The following is an 18997-nucleotide window of genomic DNA, read 5'->3' on the forward strand; positions in this document are numbered from 1 at the left end:
CACGCTCCAGGCGTCCTTGAATAGAGTCATGTGCGCCGACATCAGAACCAGGCTCTTCAACGAGCCGGGAAAGGCGCATCTCCAGACTGCGAAGGGCGTTGCCCTAGAGTCTTGAAGGCGTTTGGACAAACTGAGGTGGGCGCGCTCACAAAGCAACGGCGACTCTTTTGGCGAATGACGTTGAAACCGACGCGCCAAGGTCATTTTCGAACATGGCGCCAGGCGTCGCAAGAAAGGTTTTGGGCGTCCGACTCCAGGGCACTGCCCATGAGGTGTCGGGCGCAAATCAAGGTTTCTGCCTCGAGGGTGCTGCCTTGTGCAGGGACCAGAGTGTAGGCGTTGGTTTTTGCAAAAGCCGCCAGAGAAAGCGAGGATTCCTGAGGTTGTGGATCAAACCACAGGGTCTCCTGACGGCACACGAGGCGCCCCGGCACCGCTCGCACCCCGCGTCCTTTTCCTGATATAGGGCGGCTGAGCTTGGCCCACATGGGAGGAAACCACGGTTCTTTCATGCCATACCAGCGGGAAAGCATCGGCATGAGAAGTTCGTGAAAAATCACCTGGGCGGCCCATGGGGATCCGGGCAAGGCCCAATACAGCACGCCCTTTCGGTGTCCCAACGCCACGCCGCCCCCGGGTTTCATGGCCACCCTTTGAAAAACGGGAACAATACCCAGTTCGGCCCAGACGTCAAAGATGAAGTCCTGATCCCCCCCTCCGGTGCCTCCGGTGGTGATCACCGCGTCCCCAGGCGGCTCATGGAGAAGGGCCGCCATACGGGCGGCATCGTCCGGAACGCATCCCATATGCACCGGCACGGCGCCGGCGCACAGCAGCAGAGCTGCCAAAAGGTATCGCGTGTCCGCGTAGGACATGGCGGATTCCAGAGGGGTTCCAGGTTCTTGGATTTCGTTTCCTGTGCTGACCAGGGCCACTCGACACCGAACGACCACGGGAACCCGATTGCAGCCCAAAGCGGCCGCGGCGGCGAGACGTGCCGGGGTCAAAAGATGCCCGGATGGAATAACCACGGCACCGGGTTGCATCCATTCCCCTTGGGAAGTCACCCACCGGCCTGGGGGCAGTTCCGTATGGATGTAAAGCGTTTCGCCGACCCTCTGCACATCCTCGTCGGGCACAACAGCGTCGGCCCCTTGAGGCAACACGGCGCCGGTAAGAATGCGGCACGCCGTTCCAGGCTCCACAATCACGGAAGGCACCATGCCCGCGGACAAGGTGGGCTCGAGGCAGCGAACGGTTCGGGGTTGTGTTTGCGAGGCCCTCCTGGTGTCCGCGGCCCTTACGGCATAGCCGTCCATGCGCGATCGCGCTTCACCGGGCAGGGGGAAAGGAGCGATGAGATCCTGAGCCAGAATGCGGTGAAGGGATTCCGTCAAGGCCACCCATTCGGCCGAAGCCGGCCGGACGCATTGAGCGGCCAAAGCAGCCGCCTCCTTGAGCGGTACGGCTCCACGGGGGCGTGTCATGTCTCCAGGGCTTTCCCAGCGGAACGGTCCGGCTCAGACTTGCTGCCCTGCTCCAGCAGGCACTGCCAATCTTCCGGCGTGTTGACGTTCCAAAGACTTCTGCCTTCGGGATCATAGCGGCGCCATTGCGATTCTTCCACGGCATGAACCCGAACGCTTCGGTAGAAACTGATGATCTGTCGTCGATCCGCTTCAATGCATCGCCGAATATGGGCCAGACAATGCCCATGGTAAAGGGCCATGAGGGGTTCGAAGTTTTCCCCTTTCTTGAGCACAATGACCTCCGCTGGCGTCGTGTGCGTCAGGGAAATCATGGCCTGTGCCAAAGAGAGGTTCAGAAAGGGCATGTCTGTGGCGCGCACGAAGACCCAAGGGTGAGGAGAAAAATACAGAGCGGTGAAAATGCCGGCAAGGGGTCCGAAGCGAGGCACCACGTCGCGCACCAAAAGAACGTCCAGGTCCGCGTAGGGTGTGAGGTCGTTGGCCACCACCATGATCGGATCGCATAGAGCCTTGAGGTTTGTGACGGCGCGATCGATGAGGCGAACCCCCTGAAAAAGTTCCAGAGCCTTATTGCGTCCAAATCGGCGGCTTTCCCCGCCTGCTAGCACAGCTCCAGCAATCACACGTCGTCTCCCAAGGTGATCGTGACGCGCAGCTGCTTCGGGCGTTTCCAGCCTCGAAGCTGGCTCACCATGCCCAAAAGACCTCCGGCGATGAAGTCTTGGACGAAATCCTTCATAGGCAGCTTTTTACCGTCCAGTTGCACCAGCACTCGAGGCCGCTTTCGATCTTTGAGGTAGCGGGATTCTAGGAAATGGGCGACACCTTCGACGTCGTCAAAACCGAAGCGAGGGACGTCCGCTTCTACCGGCGCGTCCGTGACCAAGGCGATGAGGTTGTCGGCAGAGGAGCACAAAGGCTGTGGCTCGATGGCCGATCGAAAAACTTCGATCTTTGGGAAAATGGAGCGCTTGAACCCTTCGGCAAGCACCAGGTCTTCGTCCCAGAAATAGCGCGCCACCACATCCTCCAGAGGCAGTTCGTGCGGGACGGTGCGAATGGAGGCGACCCGCTCAGGGGAGGAAATAGCAATGGTTTGAGCGCCCGCTCGAGCGTGCCGCCACGTGTCCTTGCCTTCCCGGTCCATGTCGAAGCCATGCACGTCGTGCTTGACCGTCCCGACAAGATACCCGCGCCGTGTGAGAGCGGGAATGAGTTTTTCCAGGAAGGTGGTTTTTCCTACATTGGAGGCTCCAACAACACAGACGATGGGAACCATGTTTCGCCCCTCTAACTGTAATCGAGGTAAATGGTTTTCAATTCCGTAAAGGCTTCCACGCCAAAGCGCGATTTTTCACGACCCAGCCCGCTTTCCTTCATGCCTCCAAAGGGGGCTTCCGGCAAGGCCTGGTGCACACCGTTGATCCACACGCTGCCGGCTTCCAGGCTGTGAGCCAGGCGCAGCCCTTTGGCCAGGTTTTGGGTGAACACATAAGCCGCCAAGCCGTAGGGAGACCCATTGGCCTTGGCGACCGCTTCGACTTCGTCGTCAAAAGGGATGAGAAAAGTCACGGGGCCGAAGATTTCTTCGTGAAGCGGGCTTGCATGAGGCTCCACGCCTGTCACGACGGTTGGCGGAAAATAAAATCCTTGGCGCAGTTCTTGCCGCAACGGGGCCTGAAGCACGGTAGCCCCTGCCTGCTGCAGCCGGGAAACTTGTTCGCTCACGCGCCGGCGAATGCCTTCATGGTTGAGCGGCCCCAGTTCGGTTTTCGGGTCGGCGGGATGGCCGACGCGAAGGCGCATCACCCGCGTGGTAAACTCATCGAAAAAAGGCTTCCACAAAGTTCGAGCCACATAGAAACGGGTGATGCGGTAGCAGTACTGCCCAGAGTTCTTGTAGGCTTGAGCGACCATATGGGACAGATACCTGCGCCAGTCCGCATCGTGGCACACGATGGCCGGGCACGAGCCGCCCAGCTCCAGAATGAGGCGTTTGACGCCGCCGGCGGCCCGCCTTTGAATCTCCTTGCCCACTTCCGTACTGCCGGTGAAGGTGATGCCTCGCACATCGGGGTGATCCACCAGAGCGGCTCCGGTGACGGGCCCGGGCCCGGTCACCACCTGCAGCAGGCCTGAAGGCAGGCCGGCCTCGGAGAAAAGTCTCGCCAGGGCCAGAGTGGACAGGGGCGTGTGTTCATCGGGTTTGGCCACCACGGCGCAGCCTACGGCCAGGGCTGGTGCCACTTTGCACGCTAAAGTGCTCAGGGGGTAGTTGAAGGGTGTGATGGCGCCCACCACGCCCAAAGGTTCTCTGACGACCAAGGTGTGTCTTTGGGGATCCCCCAGTCGGGGAATAAGTCCTGACAATCGATAGCCTTCTTCGGCAAAATAGTCGATCAATTGCGCCGTGTTGTCCACTTCCGCCGTAGCCGCCTGCTTCGGCTTGCCGGTTTCCCGGCTGACCAGGTGTGCCAAGGATTCCCGGTGAACTCGAACGCTTTCGGCCAGGGATCGAAGCACATCGCGCCGATGTTGCGGCGCCGTCTCTTTCCAGAGCTTCTGGGCTTTCGTTGCCCCAAGGACGGCTCGATCCACGCAGGCGGCGTCGCAGACGGGCACAACGGCTATTGGCTCTTCCGAAGCCGGATCCACAACGGCCATCCGCGACTCGGCCCATTGCTCAGCCCCGTCCATCCAAAAGCCGAACTTTTCTTTCACGTTCTCGTGTGCCTTGTTGGGACTCAAACCCACCGTGCGTCATCCCGCCGGCGTGTGCTTCAATCCAGCGCCAATCCGAAAGTGTCGCGGTCTTCACCCCTTGAAAAAACCGCTTGAACAGCGTTGACTCTATGCCACAGTGCCCCTCGAGTGTCAACGCACGTGCCCGAGTGAACCAGCAGAGCGCGCTGTAGAAAAGGCCAAGCGGCGTTGACGCCCACAGCACCCCTGTGTTTATATGGCCCTGAAAGAAAGGAAGATGCATCATGATTCCCTATCCGCAGATCCGTCCTGAAATCATCACTATCGGGCCCATCAGCGTGCGCTGGTACGGGTTGATGTATGTGCTGGGGTTCCTGAGCACGTATTATTTGGCACCAAGGCTGCCAAAAGCCAGGGATATCGGACTGACGTCGGAACGGATGCAGGATCTGATTCTTTACCTGGCCGTGGGCTTGGTGCTGGGAGCCCGATTGGGCTTTCTGGTCTTTTATCAGTACGACAACTGGTCCTTTTATTTGAGAAATCCCCTAGAAATCATCGCCACATGGCACGGCGGCATGTCCTTTCACGGCGGGTTTATAGGCAGCGTTGTTGCGGGATGGATCTTTTGCCGGCGTACAGAGCTACCCTTTTGGGGTCTGGCGGACTGCGTAGCCGTGACGGCCCCCATCGGGCTGGGATTGGGGCGTCTGGGCAACTTCATCAACGGAGAATTGTATGGCAGGCCGAGCACTGTGCCCTGGGCCATGATCTTTCCCGACGGCGGCCCCTTCCCTCGGCATCCCTCCCAAATCTATGAAGCTTTGGGCGAAGGGGTGGTCCTTTTCGCCATTCTATGGTGGATGTCCCGCCGCCCTCGAGAAAACGGGGTGGTTCTGACGGCTTTTCTCTTTTTTTACGGAGCCATTCGATTTTTTCTGGAGTTTTTCCGTGAACCCGATGAAAACCTGGGTTTTGTGTGGAGGCAATGGACCATGGGACAGGTTTTGTGCACGGCGATGATGCTGGTCGCTGTTTTCCTTTATTGGCAGCGGCGAATACGGCGAAGACCGTCGGCAGATGTGAGGAAATAAAGCCCATGAACGACACACTGAACCATATGGTGGATTCGGGCGCCAAGGATTGGCGGGAACGATGGCCGAAGAAGGTCAACGACACGCGCCAGGCTTTTCGAGCCCTAAAAAGAGGTCAAAGAATTTTCATTGGGTCGGCCTGCGGGGAACCGCAGCACCTTGTTCGGGCTTTGGAGGAAACCTTGCCCAAACTGGCGGACATTGAAGTTCTTCATATTCTCAGTTTGGGTACCCACACCTTCCTGGAAGAAAGCTACCACGACAAGTGCCGTCTGAAATCGTTCTTTGTGGCGGCCGCTTCCCGTAAGGCCGTGGCGGAAGGGCGCGCCGACTACACGCCCATCAATCTGGGGGATGTCCCGGAATTGTTTCGCAGTGGAGCACTTCCCATTGATGTGGCCCTCATTCAGGTGTCTCCCCCGGACAAGCATGGTTTCTGTTCACTGGGTATTTCCGTGGACATCGTGAAGGCGGCTGCAGAAAACGCCAAGATGGTCATCGCGCAAGTCAATAGCCTCATGCCACGCACCTTGGGCGATTCATTCATTTCTGTGGATGAGATTGATGTGCTGATTCCATGGGATGAGCCGTTGCTGGAAATGCCTCCATCTTCCATCACCCCTGAGGCTTCGGCTATCGGTATGCAAGCGGCCAAACTCATCGAAGACGGCTCCACAATCCGTGTCGGCGTAGGCTCCATTCCCAGCGCCGTTCTTTACGCCCTGGAAGACAAGACAGACCTCGGCGTTCATACGGACATGCTCACCGATGCCTACCTGCATCTGGTGGAAAAAGGGGTCATCACCAACGCCAAAAAGACGCTGCACCCGGGAAAGATTATCGCCAGCTTTTGCATCGGCACGCGAGCCCTCTTTGACTTCGTCCACAACAATCCCATGGTGGCGCTGCATCCTGTGGAATACACCAACAACTACCTGGTCATTTCCCAAAACGAAAAGATGGTGTGTGTCAATTCCGCCCTGGAAGTCGATCTGACCGGCCAAGTGTGTTCGGATTCCATGGGCTATCAGATCTACAGCGGCGTGGGGGGGGCTGTGGATTTTCTGAGGGGAGCCCGAAATTCCAGGGGAGGCAAGATCATCACGGTGCTCACATCCTTGACGGAAGACGGTCGTTCCCGCATCGTGCCGACCCTTACCCTCGGCGGTGGCGTGGTGACCACTCGAGGTGGTGTGCAATTGGTGGTGACCGAATATGGTATCGCCCAGCTCCAGGGCAAGAGCCTTCGAGAAAGGGCTTTGGCTTTGATTGGGATCGCCCATCCGGATTTTCGCGAAGAACTGACACGCCATGCCTACCGCATTCAGTTGCTGAAAAGAGAACAGTTCGCCATTCGAGCCGCCAAGGCGATTTATCCTGAGGAGTTGGAAATCACCCAGATCTTTGACGAGACCACAGAGGTCTTTTTCCGGCCGGCAAAGCCGACGGACGAGCGGATGCTGCGGGAGTTTTTCTATTCTTTACCCAAGGACGAAGCCTATATTCGGTTTCTCTCCACCATGAGAGTGTATCCTCAGGTGGACATTCATCGCTTGGTGAATATCGACTATGACAAGGAAATGACCCTGGTGGGTGCGGTGGGCCACATGGACGAGCAGAGAATCGTCGCCGTGGGTCGGTTCATCGCCGACGAAGAGTCTCCGGGAGCAGAAGTGGATTTTGCCGTGCATCCTGACTATGGCCGGCGAGGCATCGCCTCGTTTATGATTCAATACCTTTCAGAAATCGCCGTCAAAAGCGGTATCCGCCAGTTTCGGGCCTACATTCGACCGGGCAACGAAAGGGTCTTTGGCATCTTTCAACGGTTGGGATATCTTGTGGATAGTTCGTACATGGAAGGCTTCTACGAAATCCGCGTCCATTTCGACAAGCCTGTGAATGCGTGCCTCACCGAGGTGGCATCGTAATGGGGGACAAGGAGTGGGAAGCCATTCGCGAGCTGACCGAGCGGCTGGATCGATTGCAGCACGAGCTCTGGGCTCTTAAGGCGTCCCAGGCCGGGTGGGTGCACCCTGTGGAGAGGGCTTTGAGCCAGAGGGGACTTCCCGTGGTGACGCATGGGGACACCTCTCAGGTGATGGTGCCGCCCCAGGCACCCCAAGAAGCGGTGGACCGGTTTTATGCACTGTTGCGCCGTTATTCCTTTCGCTTGTTTCTTCGGGATCTCATCCGCACGTCGCCGGAAAACTCCTTGGAACCCCTCATGCGCTATTGTTCCCTCACGACAGTGCGCCGTTACCTGAGGGAACTGGAACAGATGGGCCTTGTTCGCGTGGACGCTCAGTGGCGCTGGCAGTGGCTTCAACCTCCGGTGCCCAGTTTCGGCCCGACCCTGGAATGGTTTGTGTGGCAGATCTTTCAGAGGGAATTCCTGGCCCCCGCCCTGTTCAACGTGCGTCTGGATCGCACGCGGCATGGAGGGGACTACGACGTGATCGCTCTTTTGAATCAGCGCCTGGTGGTCGTGGAAGTCAAGTCGTCTCCGCCGCGGGGTGTGGAGATGCCGGCCGTGAAGGCCTTCCTGAACCGATGGAAAGACCTGCAGCCGGATGTGGCCGTGTTTCTGGTGGACACTGAACTGCGCATGCGCGATAAGATCGCTGTTTTGTTCCAGGAAGCCCTCACCGATTTCGGTGAGGCTTCAGAGGACCGGGATGTGTCTCGGCTGGTGCACGAGCTGTTTCATATCGGCCACAGCATTTATCTCATCAACAGCCGAAGAGGAATCTACAGCAACCTGCGTGTGTGCCTTCGCGATGCCTTTCGATGGCATGCCCACTCCAGCCGATGGCCCGGCCGCGAAGGGCGTCGGCACGCGTCCGGAGTCTAGGAGCGTGGCTGAGAACACCTTGTGGAGGAGCGGCGCACGCCGCGATGCCTGATCGCGCCTTGCGGCGCTCTTACAGAAGGCAACGAAAACGGCCCCCAAAAGCCATCCTCGGACGGCCTCCTAGAAAAAACCGGTGGGATCGGCCCTTGGAGCGGCCGAATGTTTGAACGTGGAAAAGGAAACCGGAGGGTCAACGTCGCATGTCTTTGCCGAAGAACTTGTACATCTATCCTTGGGACAGCTACACGGAAAACAACTGCAACAGCTTCCTGATTGACGGGCCCGTAAGAATACTCATTGATCCCGGGCACGCCCACCTGTTGCATCACTTGGAAGCCCGCATGGTTCGGGACGGATTCAGCCTCGAAGACATTCACGTCGCACTGGCCACGCATCCCCATCCCGATCATTGTGAAGGGTTACTGAAACTCAAGGAATTGGGCGCGCTCATCGCCCTGCATGAAGAGGCCTTGGCCTTCCTGGGGAGCTTTCAAGCCCAGTGGGAGCAAATGACGGGGCAAAGGATGCCCGACTTTCCTGTGGACTTTTTCGTCAAGGAGGGTCGGTTGGAATTGGGTGCAGAAGTCTTGCAGGTGCTGGAAACGCCGGGGCACGCGCCGGGGTCGGTCTGTTTTTTTTGGCAGAAACCGGGGGTGCTCTTTTCCGGGGATGTGGTGTTCTATCAGAGCGTGGGGCGCGTAGACCTGCCCGGCGGGCATGCGGGTTTGCTGGCCCGCAGCCTGGAAAAGCTCATGGCATTGGAGACCCTGGTCTTATGCCCGGGGCATGGACCCGTGTTGGAAGGCCGCGGCGCCGTGAAAGAGAATTTTTATCTCATTCGCCAATACTTTTTCGGCCCTCAGGCGTCGCCGTCATGGCCGCAGTGACACCGTCTCGTTGCCTTTCAAGAAACGTCAAGGCCCCGAAAATCAAAGGGACCGCTTGCCCGCAGTGACCAAAAAGTTCCAAGGCATGACGTGCGCGGGGCTTGCCCCTTGCAAAGCGGCAACCACGACAGGCCCCAGGACCTCTAAGGCGCAACAGGACCGGTTTCGGCAAGGGCGGCGAGCCACTGGGCCTTGAGGGTTTGCAGGGTGTGGGCCGCAGCGTGGAGGGATTCCTGCCATTGGAGATCCAGGGCGGGGGTCACGTGCACGGCGTCACCTCGAACACCTTTTTCGGCCAGCTGGGCCAGTAGGCGATGGCGTCGTGTGTCCCATGAGCGGTCGGCATCGGCATTTTCGGCGGCGAGACGCGCCAGCCGGTCCACAAAGGGGGCGTCCGCCGCAGACGCCAAGGCATGGAAGGCGGAAAGGAATTTTTCCAGGGATGCTTCCTCGTTCAAGAAGCCCAAAAGCCTTTGAATCATGCTTCGGCGCGCCTCTTCCTGGTATTGCTCGGGCATGTTTTTCCAGGATTCCACCATCTGGTCCAGAGTCCAGGTCCCATCCATAAATCGCTGCACCATGCCGGGAACCTTTTCCAAATGTTCCCGTCGCTCCATGGCGCGTCGTTCTTCAGGGGTGAGCACCAGATGCTTGGTCTTTTCCAAAACGATATCCAATGTGCTCTTGATTTCCGCCATGAGCTCTCCTCTTTTTTTTCGATGCCCCATGCTGCCGTTGCTCGGCACATCTTTATAGCGTCTTGACAGGAGAGAAGCAATCTCCTAAGAAGAGCACGTTCTCTAAGCGATATCAAATGGATAGGCAATGCTAAAAAAACGTTCTTCATCCGCCGTCTTCTTTTATAATGACAGAGGCTGAGGAGAAGCCCTGATAGGCCCTCGTGAGCGGTGGTCTCGATCACATTTGGAGAGCCGGAAGGAATAAGCCATGCGAAAAGGGAGCAGAAAAGCGCAGTTGGTCATCATGAGCGTGTGTGTGGCCTTGGCGGGATGGATGGCGTTGAGGGCCATGGCGACGGGGGCTGAAAAGGGTGTTTACGAGCAGCTTCGGCTCTTTAGCGATGTCATGAACCTGGTGCAGGATCATTATGTGGAAGAGGTGGACTCCCAGAAGCTCATCTACGGGGCCATCAGTGGCATGTTGCGGGAACTGGATCCCCACTCGTCCTTTCTGCGCCCGGAGGACTACAAGGAGTTGGAAATTGAAACCAAGGGCAAGTTCGGCGGCATTGGCATTGAAATCACCGTTCGCAATGGTGTGCTGACGGTGGTGGCGCCACTAGAAGGAACGCCGGCGGACAAAGCCGGCATTCAGGCCAACGATCAGATCATCAAAATCGATGGCGCGCCCACCCAGGAAATGAGTCTCATGGAAGCCGTGCAAAAGATGCGGGGTCCCAAGGGCACAAAGGTCAGGCTCACGATCATGCGCGAAGGGCAGCGCAAGCCGCTGGAATTTGAGCTGACGCGGGACATCATTTCGGTGCAGAGTGTTCGAACCCGATATTTGGAAAAGGGTTACGGGTATGTGCGCATTTCCAGTTTTCAAAGCGGCACGGGGCGGGATTTGCGCAAGGTGTTGGAGAAGCTGGAAACCGAGGAAAGACCCTTGCAGGGTTTAATCTTGGATCTGCGCAACAATCCCGGGGGCTTGCTGGATCAGGCCGTGGCCGTGGCGGATGAGTTCTTGGACTCGGGCCTTATCGTCTACACGGGCGGTCGTCATAAAAATCAGCAAATGCGCTTTGAAGCCACTAAGAACACCGTGCCTCACGCCTATCCCATTGTGGTTTTGGTGAACGGCGGCAGTGCCAGCGCGTCGGAAATCGTTGCGGGTGCGCTGCAGGATCATCGCCGAGCGGTGGTGGTGGGTGAGCCGACCTTTGGCAAAGGTTCTGTGCAGACCGTGATCCCGCTCAACGATGGATCGGCGGTGCGATTGACCACGTCCTTGTATTACACGCCCAATGGACGATCCATTCAGGCCAAGGGCATCATCCCGGACATTGTGGTCAAACGCATAATGCCCAATGCGGAAAACGGCAACGAAGAGGCGGCCCGACGGCTTCGAGAAAAGGATCTTCCTCGCCACATGGAAGCGCCGGGAAAGGGTGAAGATCAAGACAAGGGGGCGCCGGAGATGCAGCCGACGGAGACGGAAAAATGGCTGGAGGGGGACAATCAGGTGCGCCATGCCTTGGAGTTGCTGAAAAGTTACCGCATCATGGCCGAGACGCGCTACAAATAGCGTCCAAGGAGCGGCATCCTCATGACGGCAACCCAGGGAAAGCGGCGATCCACAACGGGGCCTCGCACGAGAATCGGATCGAGGCGAAGGCCGCGCACGGGCGCCTCTGCATCGTCCGCTCGAAAGCCGGGGAAAGAAAGCGTCTCTGTTCCCCTTTTGACCGTATGGATCGTGGCCTTGTTTCTTCTGGTCACCCTTGTGTTGTGGACCAAGGGCAATCCTTTTCACCGGTCCGCCAAGAGCAGCAAGGAAACTCGAACGGCGGCGATTTCCCTTCCCTCTTCTCAGGGGCCGACCCCGCAGGAGAAAAAGCCCGCCATGCGGGAGCGGCCTCTCCAGGAAGAGGCTTCTCAGACCGCTCGACCCAATGGCAGGGTGCAGGAGACTACAGCGGCGGCGTCGGTGCCGAAAGCGCCCCCCGGCCCTGTGATACCTCCCACTGTTCCGAGAAAGCCTCCCATAGGCCGCGTGGCTTTAGTCATTGACGATTTCGGCTATGATCTGGCCATGGCTCGCAAATTCATTGACCTGTCTTTGCCCGTGACGTTTTCCGTTCTGCCCCATTTGCCGCACACTCGGGAAGTGGCGGCTTTGGCGGCGGCCCATGGGCACGAGGTTTTGCTGCACATGCCCATGGAACCGCAGGACTATCCCAAGACGAACCCGGGTCCAGGCGCTTTGCTGGTGGGCATGACGCCGCAGCAAATGGTGGCCGAAATTGACAAGGCCTTGAGGGAAAATCCCTATGCACGCGGCGTCAACAATCACATGGGGTCCAAGTTCACCGAGGACCTCGAGGCCATGAGGATTGTGCTGCAGCATTTGAAGTCCAAGGATTTTTACTTTCTGGACAGTTACACCAGCGGGCGCAGCGCGGCCTTATCGGTGGCTCGAGAGCTGGGGATTCCCTGCACCCAGCGGGATATTTTTCTGGATCATGAACCGACGGAGGGCTTTGTGCGCCGCCAGATTGCCGAACTCATTCGACGCGCCAAGCTGCAAGGGCAGGCCGTGGCCATCGGCCATCCACATCCCGTCACTTTAAGGGTGTTGCAGGAGGAGGCGGACAGCTTTGCCAAGGAAGGCATTGAGGTGGTGCCCTTGAAGAAGCTCCTGGAAGAATCTTCGGGAAAAAACAGCGCCGAGTCCGGGGTGTCTTAAGGGAAAGGAAGTCATGAAAACACAACGCTCGGGCATCGTGCACAAGGCGGCTGAACCCACGGGAAATGGCCGAAGGTGTGGTAAGGCGGGCCTGGGCGGCCAGGGGCGTCTGGCAGCGCGGTTTTTTTCAATAAAATGCCGTGGGTGGATTCTGGCCGCCGTTTTTCTGATGTGGCAAGCCGTCACGGCGTCGGCCGCTTCCGGTCCTTTGGCGGCCGAGGCCGCCAAGGAACAGTATGGTCCTCGAATCGCCGTTGAAAATCCAGTGGCGGATGCCGGTGATGTGATGGAAAACGGCGCTATCTCTCACGACTTTGTGGTGCGCAACACCGGCTCGGCGCCTTTGACCATCGAACAGGTTCTCCCGGGGTGAGGCTGCAGCGTGGCCCGTTTCGACCGGCTGATCCCTCCAGGTGGAGAGGGAAAAATCACATTATCGGTCAATCTTGCGGGATATCGGGGAAAGGTCACCAAGGGTGCTACGGTGTATTGTAACGATCCCCAAAACCCGAGGGTTTCTCTTGCCTTGAGCGCCAAGGTGGTTCCTTTGATCGATGTGCGCCCTGGGGATACAGTGGTGTTTCGAGGGCCGGCGGCGCAGATCAAGCCTCAGGCAGTGGAACTGGAGAGTTCAAAGGGCCCGATGCACATCGTGCGTGTGGAAAACGGCTTGGAAAAGGTAGTGCGCACTCGAGTGGAAACCCTGGCGGAGGGCAAGCGGTACCGAGTGGTCCTTGAAAATCTGGCCGAACAGGGGAGTTATTCCGGGTATGTGCGTCTGCTGACCGATCACCCCCAAAAGCCTGAGGTGCTCCTTTCCGTGCGAGGCATGGTGGAGGGCCCCATTGGGATTCGCCCCACAAGCCTTTTGGTGGGAAAAACCTCAGGAACCCCGGAGATCCGCGTGGGCCGCGTGCTGGTGGTGCACCATGGCGGGACGGCTTTTCGCATCACCAAGTTGGATTACGACGCGCAACTCTTGGAGGTGACGGCAAAGCCTCAGGAGGGTTTATCCGCGTATGTGTTGGATGTGGCGGCCAAGTTGGAGGCCGTGCCACTGGGAACTCGAAAGCTCACGGCCTTAAAAGTCCAAACGGACCTTCGCCCAGAAGACCGCCTTGAGGTTCAAGTGGTTGTGGTGCATCAGTAAGAATCGTCGGCCTTTTCACACGCGCGCTCTCGGCTTCCAGCGGTGTTCGGAATCGGCGCTTTGGGTTTGTAAAGGCAGAGGGGCTCTTCGGCCATGTAGTCGCCGGTGGCTTCATAGGCTCGAGCTCGACAGCCACCGCACACGCGCACATATTCACAGCGACCGCATTTTCCTTCCAAGGCCCTGAAGTTGCGAAGCCGCTGAAACACCTTGGAATTTTCCCAGATTTTCGGAAAGCTTTCCTCCCGAACATTGCCGCAGTTCACTTCCAAATACCCGCAGGGTTGAACGTCCCCCACGTGGGATATGAAGCAAAAGCCCGTGCCGCCCAAGCAGCCGCGCGTCATGGCGTCCAGGCCGAAGGTCTGCCTATCCACGGAGCGGCCTTCCTGACGAGCCCGTTGTCGAAGAATACGGTAGTAGTGGGGGGCGCAGGTGGCCTTGAGCTGCAAGGGCACCTTGTCGCGTTGTTCGTAGAACCAGTGCAGTGTTTGTTCATATTGTTCCGCATTGATGGATTGTTCTTGCAGGGTTTTTCCGCGCCCCACGGGAACGAGAAGAAAGATGTGATGCGCCATGGCACCGAGTTTCACGGCCAGTTCCTGAATGCGGGGCAGTTCTTTGAGGTTGGATGCCGTGATGGTGGTGTTGATCTGAAAGGGAAGATCCGCTGCCTTGGCATGGCGGATTCCCATCAAGGCACCTTCAAAAGCCCCCGGGACTTGGCGAAAGGCGTCGTGGCTGGCCGCATTCGCCCCATCCAGGCTGATGCTGATTCGCTGAATCCCCACCTCTTTCATGCGGCGGGCCGCCTCAAGGGTCACCAGTGTGCCGTTGAGGGCCATGGTCATGCGCAGACCCTTGGCGTGCCCATGGGCGGCCAGGTCAAAGATATCCGGCCGGAGCAGGGGTTCGCCGCCGGTAAGAATGACAATGGGCGACCCCAAGGTGGCGATGGCCTCCAAAAGGCGAAGTCCTTCTTCCGTGGTGAGTTCATCGGCATAGGGCCTGTCCATGGCCGCGGCGCGGCAGTGCACACAAGAAAGGTTGCAGCTGCGGGTCACTTCCCAGGCCACGAGGCGCAGAGTCCATGCATGGCCTTTTGCGTGAGGAGGTGTGGTGCCATGAGGTGCGCTGGAGGGGGCATGAGCTGAAGAGCGATCCATGAAAAGCCCTTTCTTAGGAGGCCAACAGTCTGGCGGCATCTTTGGCGAAATAGGTGATGATCTGGTCCGCTCCGGCCCTGTGAATGGCAGTGAGCACCTCCAGCATGACTCGTCCTTCGTCCAGCCAGCCGTTAGCAGCGGCGGCCTTGATCATGGAATATTCCCCACTCACGTTATAGGCGGCCACGGGCCAGTCGAACTCCTCCTTCACCCGCCGAATGATGTCCAGATAAGCCAAGGCTGGTTTGACCATGACGATGTCGGCTCCTTCCTCGATGTCCAGATGGATTTCCCGAAGCGCTTCGCGAGCGTTGGGTGGATCCATCTGGTAGGAGCGCCGATCGCCGAATTGGGGCGCCGAATCGGCCGCCTCTCGAAACGGGCCATAAAAGGCGGAACAGTACTTGGCCGAATAGGCCATGATGGCCGTGTGGTGAAAACCTTCCTCATCCAGGCTTTCCCGAATGGCTCCCACGCGGCCGTCCATCATGTCCGATGGGGCCACCATGTCGGCTCCGGCCTGCGCATGGGAGACGGCGATACGGGCGAGAAGGCCGAGCGTGGGGTCGTTGTCCACTTCTTGACCGTGCAGCACACCGCAATGGCCGTGGCTTGTGTATTCACAAAGGCACACATCGGTGACGACCACCAGATCCGGACAGGCGTCTTTGATGGCTCGCACCGCTTCCTGCACCACGCCGTTGGGGGCATAGGCTTCGGATCCTGTCTCGTCCTTCTGTTCCGGCAATCCAAAAAGGATCACGGCGGGAATGCCCAGCCCGTGAACCTCTTTGGCCTCCTGAACCACTGTGTCCCGCGACCATTGAAAGACCCCGGGCATGGACGGCACGGCCTGTCGAAGACCCCGGCCGCTGCGCACGAACAATGGATAAATGAACAGGTCCGGGCTCAGCCGCGTTTCCCGAACCAAACGCCGCAAGTTTTCCGTGCGTCTCAGCCGCCTCGGTCGGTATTCCGGAAACCACATGTGTGCAACCCCCTTGCCTCAAGCGGATGCCAGGCCGATTTCTTCGTCCGTCAGATAGCAGGCGGGATCCGGAGCCCAAAGATCCCCTGTGGCCGCTTCGGCGCGCACGCGAAAATTGCCGCCGCATACGGACAACCATCGGCATTGAGCGCACCGTCCGGTGACGTAGCGTTTTTTTTCTTTGAGCCGAGCCATGAGGGGATTGGACAGATCGGTCCAAATGGCGCTGAAGGGCCGCTGTCGCACATTGCCAAAGGAATAATGCCGCCAGAACTGATCCGCATGGACCTCCCCGTTCCAGCTCACACACCCGATACCGCGGCCGGAATTGTTCCCTTCGTTCATTTCCAGAAGTGTGAGCACATCCGGTGCTCGAGGTGACCCTTCGCGTAGCAGGCGCAGGTACACATAAGGGCCGTCGGCGTGGTTGTCCACTGTAAGCACTTCCTTGGGTTTTCCGCGCCGATGCAGATCGGCCGTGCGGTCAATGATGAGATCCACCGCGCGGCGCGTTTCTTCATGGGAAAGATCGTCTTCCATGAGCTTAGAGCCGCGGCCGGCATAGACCAGATGATAAAAGCAGACCCTGGGAATATCTTGGGATTCCAGAAGATCAAAGATGGCAGGAATTTCCGCCGCATTTCGCCGATTCATGGTGAAACGCAATCCCACCTTGATCCCCGCTTCCCGGCATGCCGCAATGCCATCCAAGGCTTTGTGAAACGCGCCCTTGACCCCTCGAAACCGGTCGTTGACCGATTCCATGCCGTCCAGGCTGATGCCCACGTAGGAAAGCCCAATGCATTTCAATTCTTGAGCCATGCGGGGTGTAATCAGGGTGCCGTTGGTGGAGATGACGGCGCGCATCCCTTTTTGTACGGCATAGGCCGCCAACTCCACGAGGTCCGGTCTCATGAGCGGTTCTCCGCCTGAGAACAGGACCACAGGGCACCCAAAGGCCGCCAAGTCGTCCAGCAAAAGCTTTCCTTCGGCCGTGGTCAGCTCATCGGGAAAAGACCGATCCAGGGCCTGAGCGTAGCAGTGGACGCATTTGAGGTTACACCGACGGGTCATGTTCCAAACCACGACGGGTTTCTTGTCCAGGGAAAATTGTAAAAGATGGGAAGGAAGTTTTCCGCTGCGGCGACCGTAGCGCAGAGCGTCCGAGGGTTCCACGGTGCCGCAGTAGAGTTTGGAGATGCCGATCATGCCGGTGATCCTTTCTGCGGGGGCACAGCCTCCGAGGACAAAGGGTGCTTGCGGTATGTGTCTCGTATGAGCTCATCCAGGTAGGCTTCCGGAGTGTCCACGGCGCCTTTGGGCAAAATGAACTGAATCTGCCCACTCCTTTCGGCCACCAGCCGAAACGCATAATCGTAGTCCCGCGAAATGTCCCGGCACACAGCCGTGGCCGTTTTGTCTTCCGCCAAGGCCTTGAACATGATGCCCGTGATGGCATGGTCGTCAAAATGGATTTTAAATCCGTGCTGTTCGTGGAATTCTTCTTCAAAGACCTTGATCTGGTTGTAGAGCGTGATCAAGACGTCAAACAATCCTTCGATGGGCTCCCCGGTCTTGACATGCTGTTCCACCAGGAGTTCCAGACGTCCCGGCGTAAACACAAAGGGGTAGTTGTGCACGTAGTGTTTCTTTTTCCTGAGCACCTGCTGGCGCACGGCGTCCTTTTCTTCACGAACCATGCGATCGTAGAGTTCCCGTTGCTGCGGCGATTCCGGATCCTTGAGAAGGGCCTCCAGGGTTTCGTGTGGGTGCAGGACCAGCTCTTTGGTCACCACCAGATGCCGAATGGAGGTGGAAGGTAAGCGTTTTTCAAATCCCATGAGCACCCGTTCGATGACACGGACCAATCCACGTGCCCCCGTCTTTTCCTCATAGGCCATTTGCGCCAGGGTCCACAGGGCTTCATCTTGAAACTTGAGGTCGATGCCGTAGCACCGAAAATCCTCTTTCTTGGCTTGAATCACCGGGCTGTTGGGATTCTTGAGAATGTGGTAGAGATCCTCCACTTCCAAAGGTTCCAGGACGGCGATGACGGGAAGGCGCCCCACAAACTCGCTTTCAAATCCGTATTGCATGAGATCTTCGGCCTTGACGTACTGCAGGAACTTGTGGTCGTCTGTGCGGCTATGAACAGCCGCCTTGAACCCCACACCCTGTTGCTGAATGCGCTTTTTGACGATGTCGGCGAGACCGTTGAAGGCGCCGCTGACGATGAACAGAATGTTTTTGGTATTGATCGTTTGTTTATCCCGCTTGCCGGTTCGGCGGTATTGTTCGATGGCCTGCAGTTGCGAGACGGGATCGTGGGGCACGCGCAAATCCACGTCCGTTTCTTCCATGGGTTTGAGCAAGGCGCGCTGCACACCGGTTCGCGACACGTCAGGCCCGATGAGGTGCGACGAAGAGGCGATTTTGTCAATCTCATCGATGTAAATGATGCCGTATTGGGCCAGTTCCACGTCGTCATCGGCGGCTCGCACCAGGTCTCGCACCAGATCTTCCACATCCCCGCCCACATATCCCGTTTCACTGAACTTGGTGGCGTCTCCCTTGACGAAGGGAACGCCGATCTTTTGGGCGATGAGCTTGACAAGGTAGGTCTTGCCCACCCCGGTGGGTCCCATCAAGATAATGTTGTTCTTAATGCGCCCGATGGATTGGGCGTGACGGTCGCCTCGTTCCATGCGCCACTTGATGCGATGATAGTGGGTACAGATCTTGGTCGCCAGAATGGCCTTGGCCTGGTCTTGCTTAACCACATATTGGTCCAGGTAGGCTTCCAACTCCTCGGGTTTCATGTCAAACTGGATCTTGCGCACGGAGTCCGAGGGTGACTTCTTGGATTCGGCTCCCTTGGGCTGGGCCACCATCAAAGGTGAAATAACCCGGACCGGACGTCCATATTTTTTGGAAAGGAATTCGCTGAGTTCTCTTTCCAGTTCTTCTTGATCGGGAAACTTTTGACACTGGTCACTCATAGAGCCCCTAACCTTACGCGTTGTCTGTATGATCGGTTTCATGTCGCGACACCCCTTGATGATAAGCTGCCGAGGGCGCTTTTTCAAGAAACGGTGCGAAGCCATCAGGACAAAGCGGTCCGAGGCCCTTTCGCCGAGCCCGACCGATCGTGTTTTGCAAAGGCCCAGCGATGGCTAAGAGAGTGCCGTTTTATTATGGCGAAAGCCCTAAATCTTATCGATCAAGGGGCAGCGCCCCCC

17 protein-coding genes are annotated in these 18997 nt (G+C 58.0%); 8 read left to right on the forward strand and 9 right to left on the reverse strand.

From position 1 onward, the window contains the following. Window positions 1–200 precede the first annotated feature (200 nt). The 4 genes from ACUVSA_RS01665 to ACUVSA_RS01680 are packed head-to-tail and all read right to left on the reverse strand — an operon-like array spanning window position 201 to window position 4211. A complete protein-coding gene (locus tag ACUVSA_RS01665; RefSeq protein ID WP_445893549.1) occupies window positions 201–1487 on the reverse strand; it encodes a molybdopterin molybdotransferase MoeA in 1287 nt (428 codons plus the stop codon). Then, complete coding sequence (gene mobA, locus ACUVSA_RS01670) at window positions 1484–2113, reverse strand: molybdenum cofactor guanylyltransferase (RefSeq protein WP_445893550.1); 630 nt, start codon at window positions 2111–2113, stop codon at window positions 1484–1486. The genes ACUVSA_RS01665 and mobA overlap by 4 nt, the downstream gene beginning before the upstream one ends. Beyond that, entirely contained in the window at window positions 2110–2769 is a 660-nt protein-coding gene (gene mobB, locus ACUVSA_RS01675; protein WP_445893551.1) for a molybdopterin-guanine dinucleotide biosynthesis protein B, read from the reverse strand. The genes mobA and mobB overlap by 4 nt, the downstream gene beginning before the upstream one ends. Window positions 2770–2780: 11 nt before the next feature. Further along, entirely contained in the window at window positions 2781–4211 is a 1431-nt protein-coding gene (locus ACUVSA_RS01680; RefSeq protein ID WP_445890716.1) for an aldehyde dehydrogenase family protein, read from the reverse strand. Window positions 4212–4477: 266 nt separating this feature from the next. Here ACUVSA_RS01680 and lgt point away from each other — a divergent pair, with 266 nt between their 5' ends. From lgt to ACUVSA_RS01700, 4 genes are all read left to right on the forward strand, one after another. Next, window positions 4478–5287, forward strand: coding sequence for a prolipoprotein diacylglyceryl transferase (lgt, locus tag ACUVSA_RS01685; RefSeq protein WP_445893552.1), 810 nt, complete (start codon window positions 4478–4480; stop codon window positions 5285–5287). A 5-nt stretch (window positions 5288–5292) separates the two neighbouring features. Next, complete coding sequence (locus ACUVSA_RS01690) at window positions 5293–7215, forward strand: GNAT family N-acetyltransferase (RefSeq protein ID WP_445893553.1); 1923 nt, start codon at window positions 5293–5295, stop codon at window positions 7213–7215. Further along, window positions 7215–8138, forward strand: coding sequence for a hypothetical protein (locus tag ACUVSA_RS01695; RefSeq protein WP_445890713.1), 924 nt, complete (start codon window positions 7215–7217; stop codon window positions 8136–8138). Before ACUVSA_RS01690 ends, ACUVSA_RS01695 begins: the two co-directional genes overlap by 1 nt. A gap of 200 nt (window positions 8139–8338) precedes the next feature. After that, entirely contained in the window at window positions 8339–9025 is a 687-nt protein-coding gene (locus ACUVSA_RS01700) for an MBL fold metallo-hydrolase (protein ID WP_445893554.1), read from the forward strand. A gap of 143 nt (window positions 9026–9168) precedes the next feature. On the opposite strand, the gene ACUVSA_RS01705 is transcribed toward ACUVSA_RS01700, so the two are convergent. After that, window positions 9169–9723 (reverse strand): hypothetical protein, encoded by a 555-nt coding sequence (locus ACUVSA_RS01705; RefSeq protein WP_445890711.1) that lies wholly within the window; start codon window positions 9721–9723, stop codon window positions 9169–9171. A 250-nt stretch (window positions 9724–9973) separates the two neighbouring features. Between ACUVSA_RS01705 and ACUVSA_RS01710 the strand changes: the two genes are divergently transcribed. Genes ACUVSA_RS01710 through ACUVSA_RS01725 form a run of 4 tightly spaced genes read left to right on the forward strand, consistent with a single transcriptional unit; the run spans window position 9974 to window position 13604 of the window. Beyond that, window positions 9974–11293: a S41 family peptidase gene (locus ACUVSA_RS01710; protein ID WP_445893555.1), complete on the forward strand. Its 1320-nt coding sequence runs from the start codon at window positions 9974–9976 to the stop codon at window positions 11291–11293. Window positions 11294–11314: 21 nt separating this feature from the next. Then, a complete protein-coding gene (locus ACUVSA_RS01715) occupies window positions 11315–12454 on the forward strand; it encodes a divergent polysaccharide deacetylase family protein (protein ID WP_445893556.1) in 1140 nt (379 codons plus the stop codon). A 13-nt stretch (window positions 12455–12467) separates the two neighbouring features. Further along, on the forward strand, window positions 12468–12827 hold the full coding sequence (locus ACUVSA_RS01720; RefSeq protein ID WP_445893557.1) for a hypothetical protein: 360 nt from the start codon (window positions 12468–12470) through the stop codon (window positions 12825–12827). A 9-nt stretch (window positions 12828–12836) separates the two neighbouring features. Continuing rightward, entirely contained in the window at window positions 12837–13604 is a 768-nt protein-coding gene (locus ACUVSA_RS01725) for an OS_HP3 family (seleno)protein (RefSeq protein WP_445890707.1), read from the forward strand. Here ACUVSA_RS01725 and ahbD read toward each other — a convergent pair. Genes ahbD through ACUVSA_RS01745 form a run of 4 tightly spaced genes read right to left on the reverse strand, consistent with a single transcriptional unit; the run spans window position 13598 to window position 18757 of the window. Further along, entirely contained in the window at window positions 13598–14770 is a 1173-nt protein-coding gene (gene ahbD, locus ACUVSA_RS01730; protein WP_445890706.1) for a heme b synthase, read from the reverse strand. The two genes, ACUVSA_RS01725 and ahbD, sit on opposite strands and share 7 nt — an antisense overlap. A gap of 13 nt (window positions 14771–14783) precedes the next feature. After that, complete coding sequence (gene hemB, locus ACUVSA_RS01735) at window positions 14784–15758, reverse strand: porphobilinogen synthase (protein ID WP_445893558.1); 975 nt, start codon at window positions 15756–15758, stop codon at window positions 14784–14786. 18 nt (window positions 15759–15776) lie between these two features. Beyond that, the gene (gene ahbC / locus ACUVSA_RS01740) at window positions 15777–16967 is read right to left on the reverse strand and encodes a 12,18-didecarboxysiroheme deacetylase (protein WP_445890704.1); all 1191 of its coding nucleotides are present in this window, start codon (window positions 16965–16967) and stop codon (window positions 15777–15779) included. After that, window positions 16964–18757, reverse strand: a complete 1794-nt coding sequence (locus ACUVSA_RS01745) for an AAA family ATPase (protein WP_445893559.1) — start codon at window positions 18755–18757, stop codon at window positions 16964–16966. The genes ahbC and ACUVSA_RS01745 overlap by 4 nt, the downstream gene beginning before the upstream one ends. Window positions 18758–18997 lie beyond the last annotated feature (240 nt).

It is taken from the genome of Desulfosoma sp. (assembly GCF_052743555.1).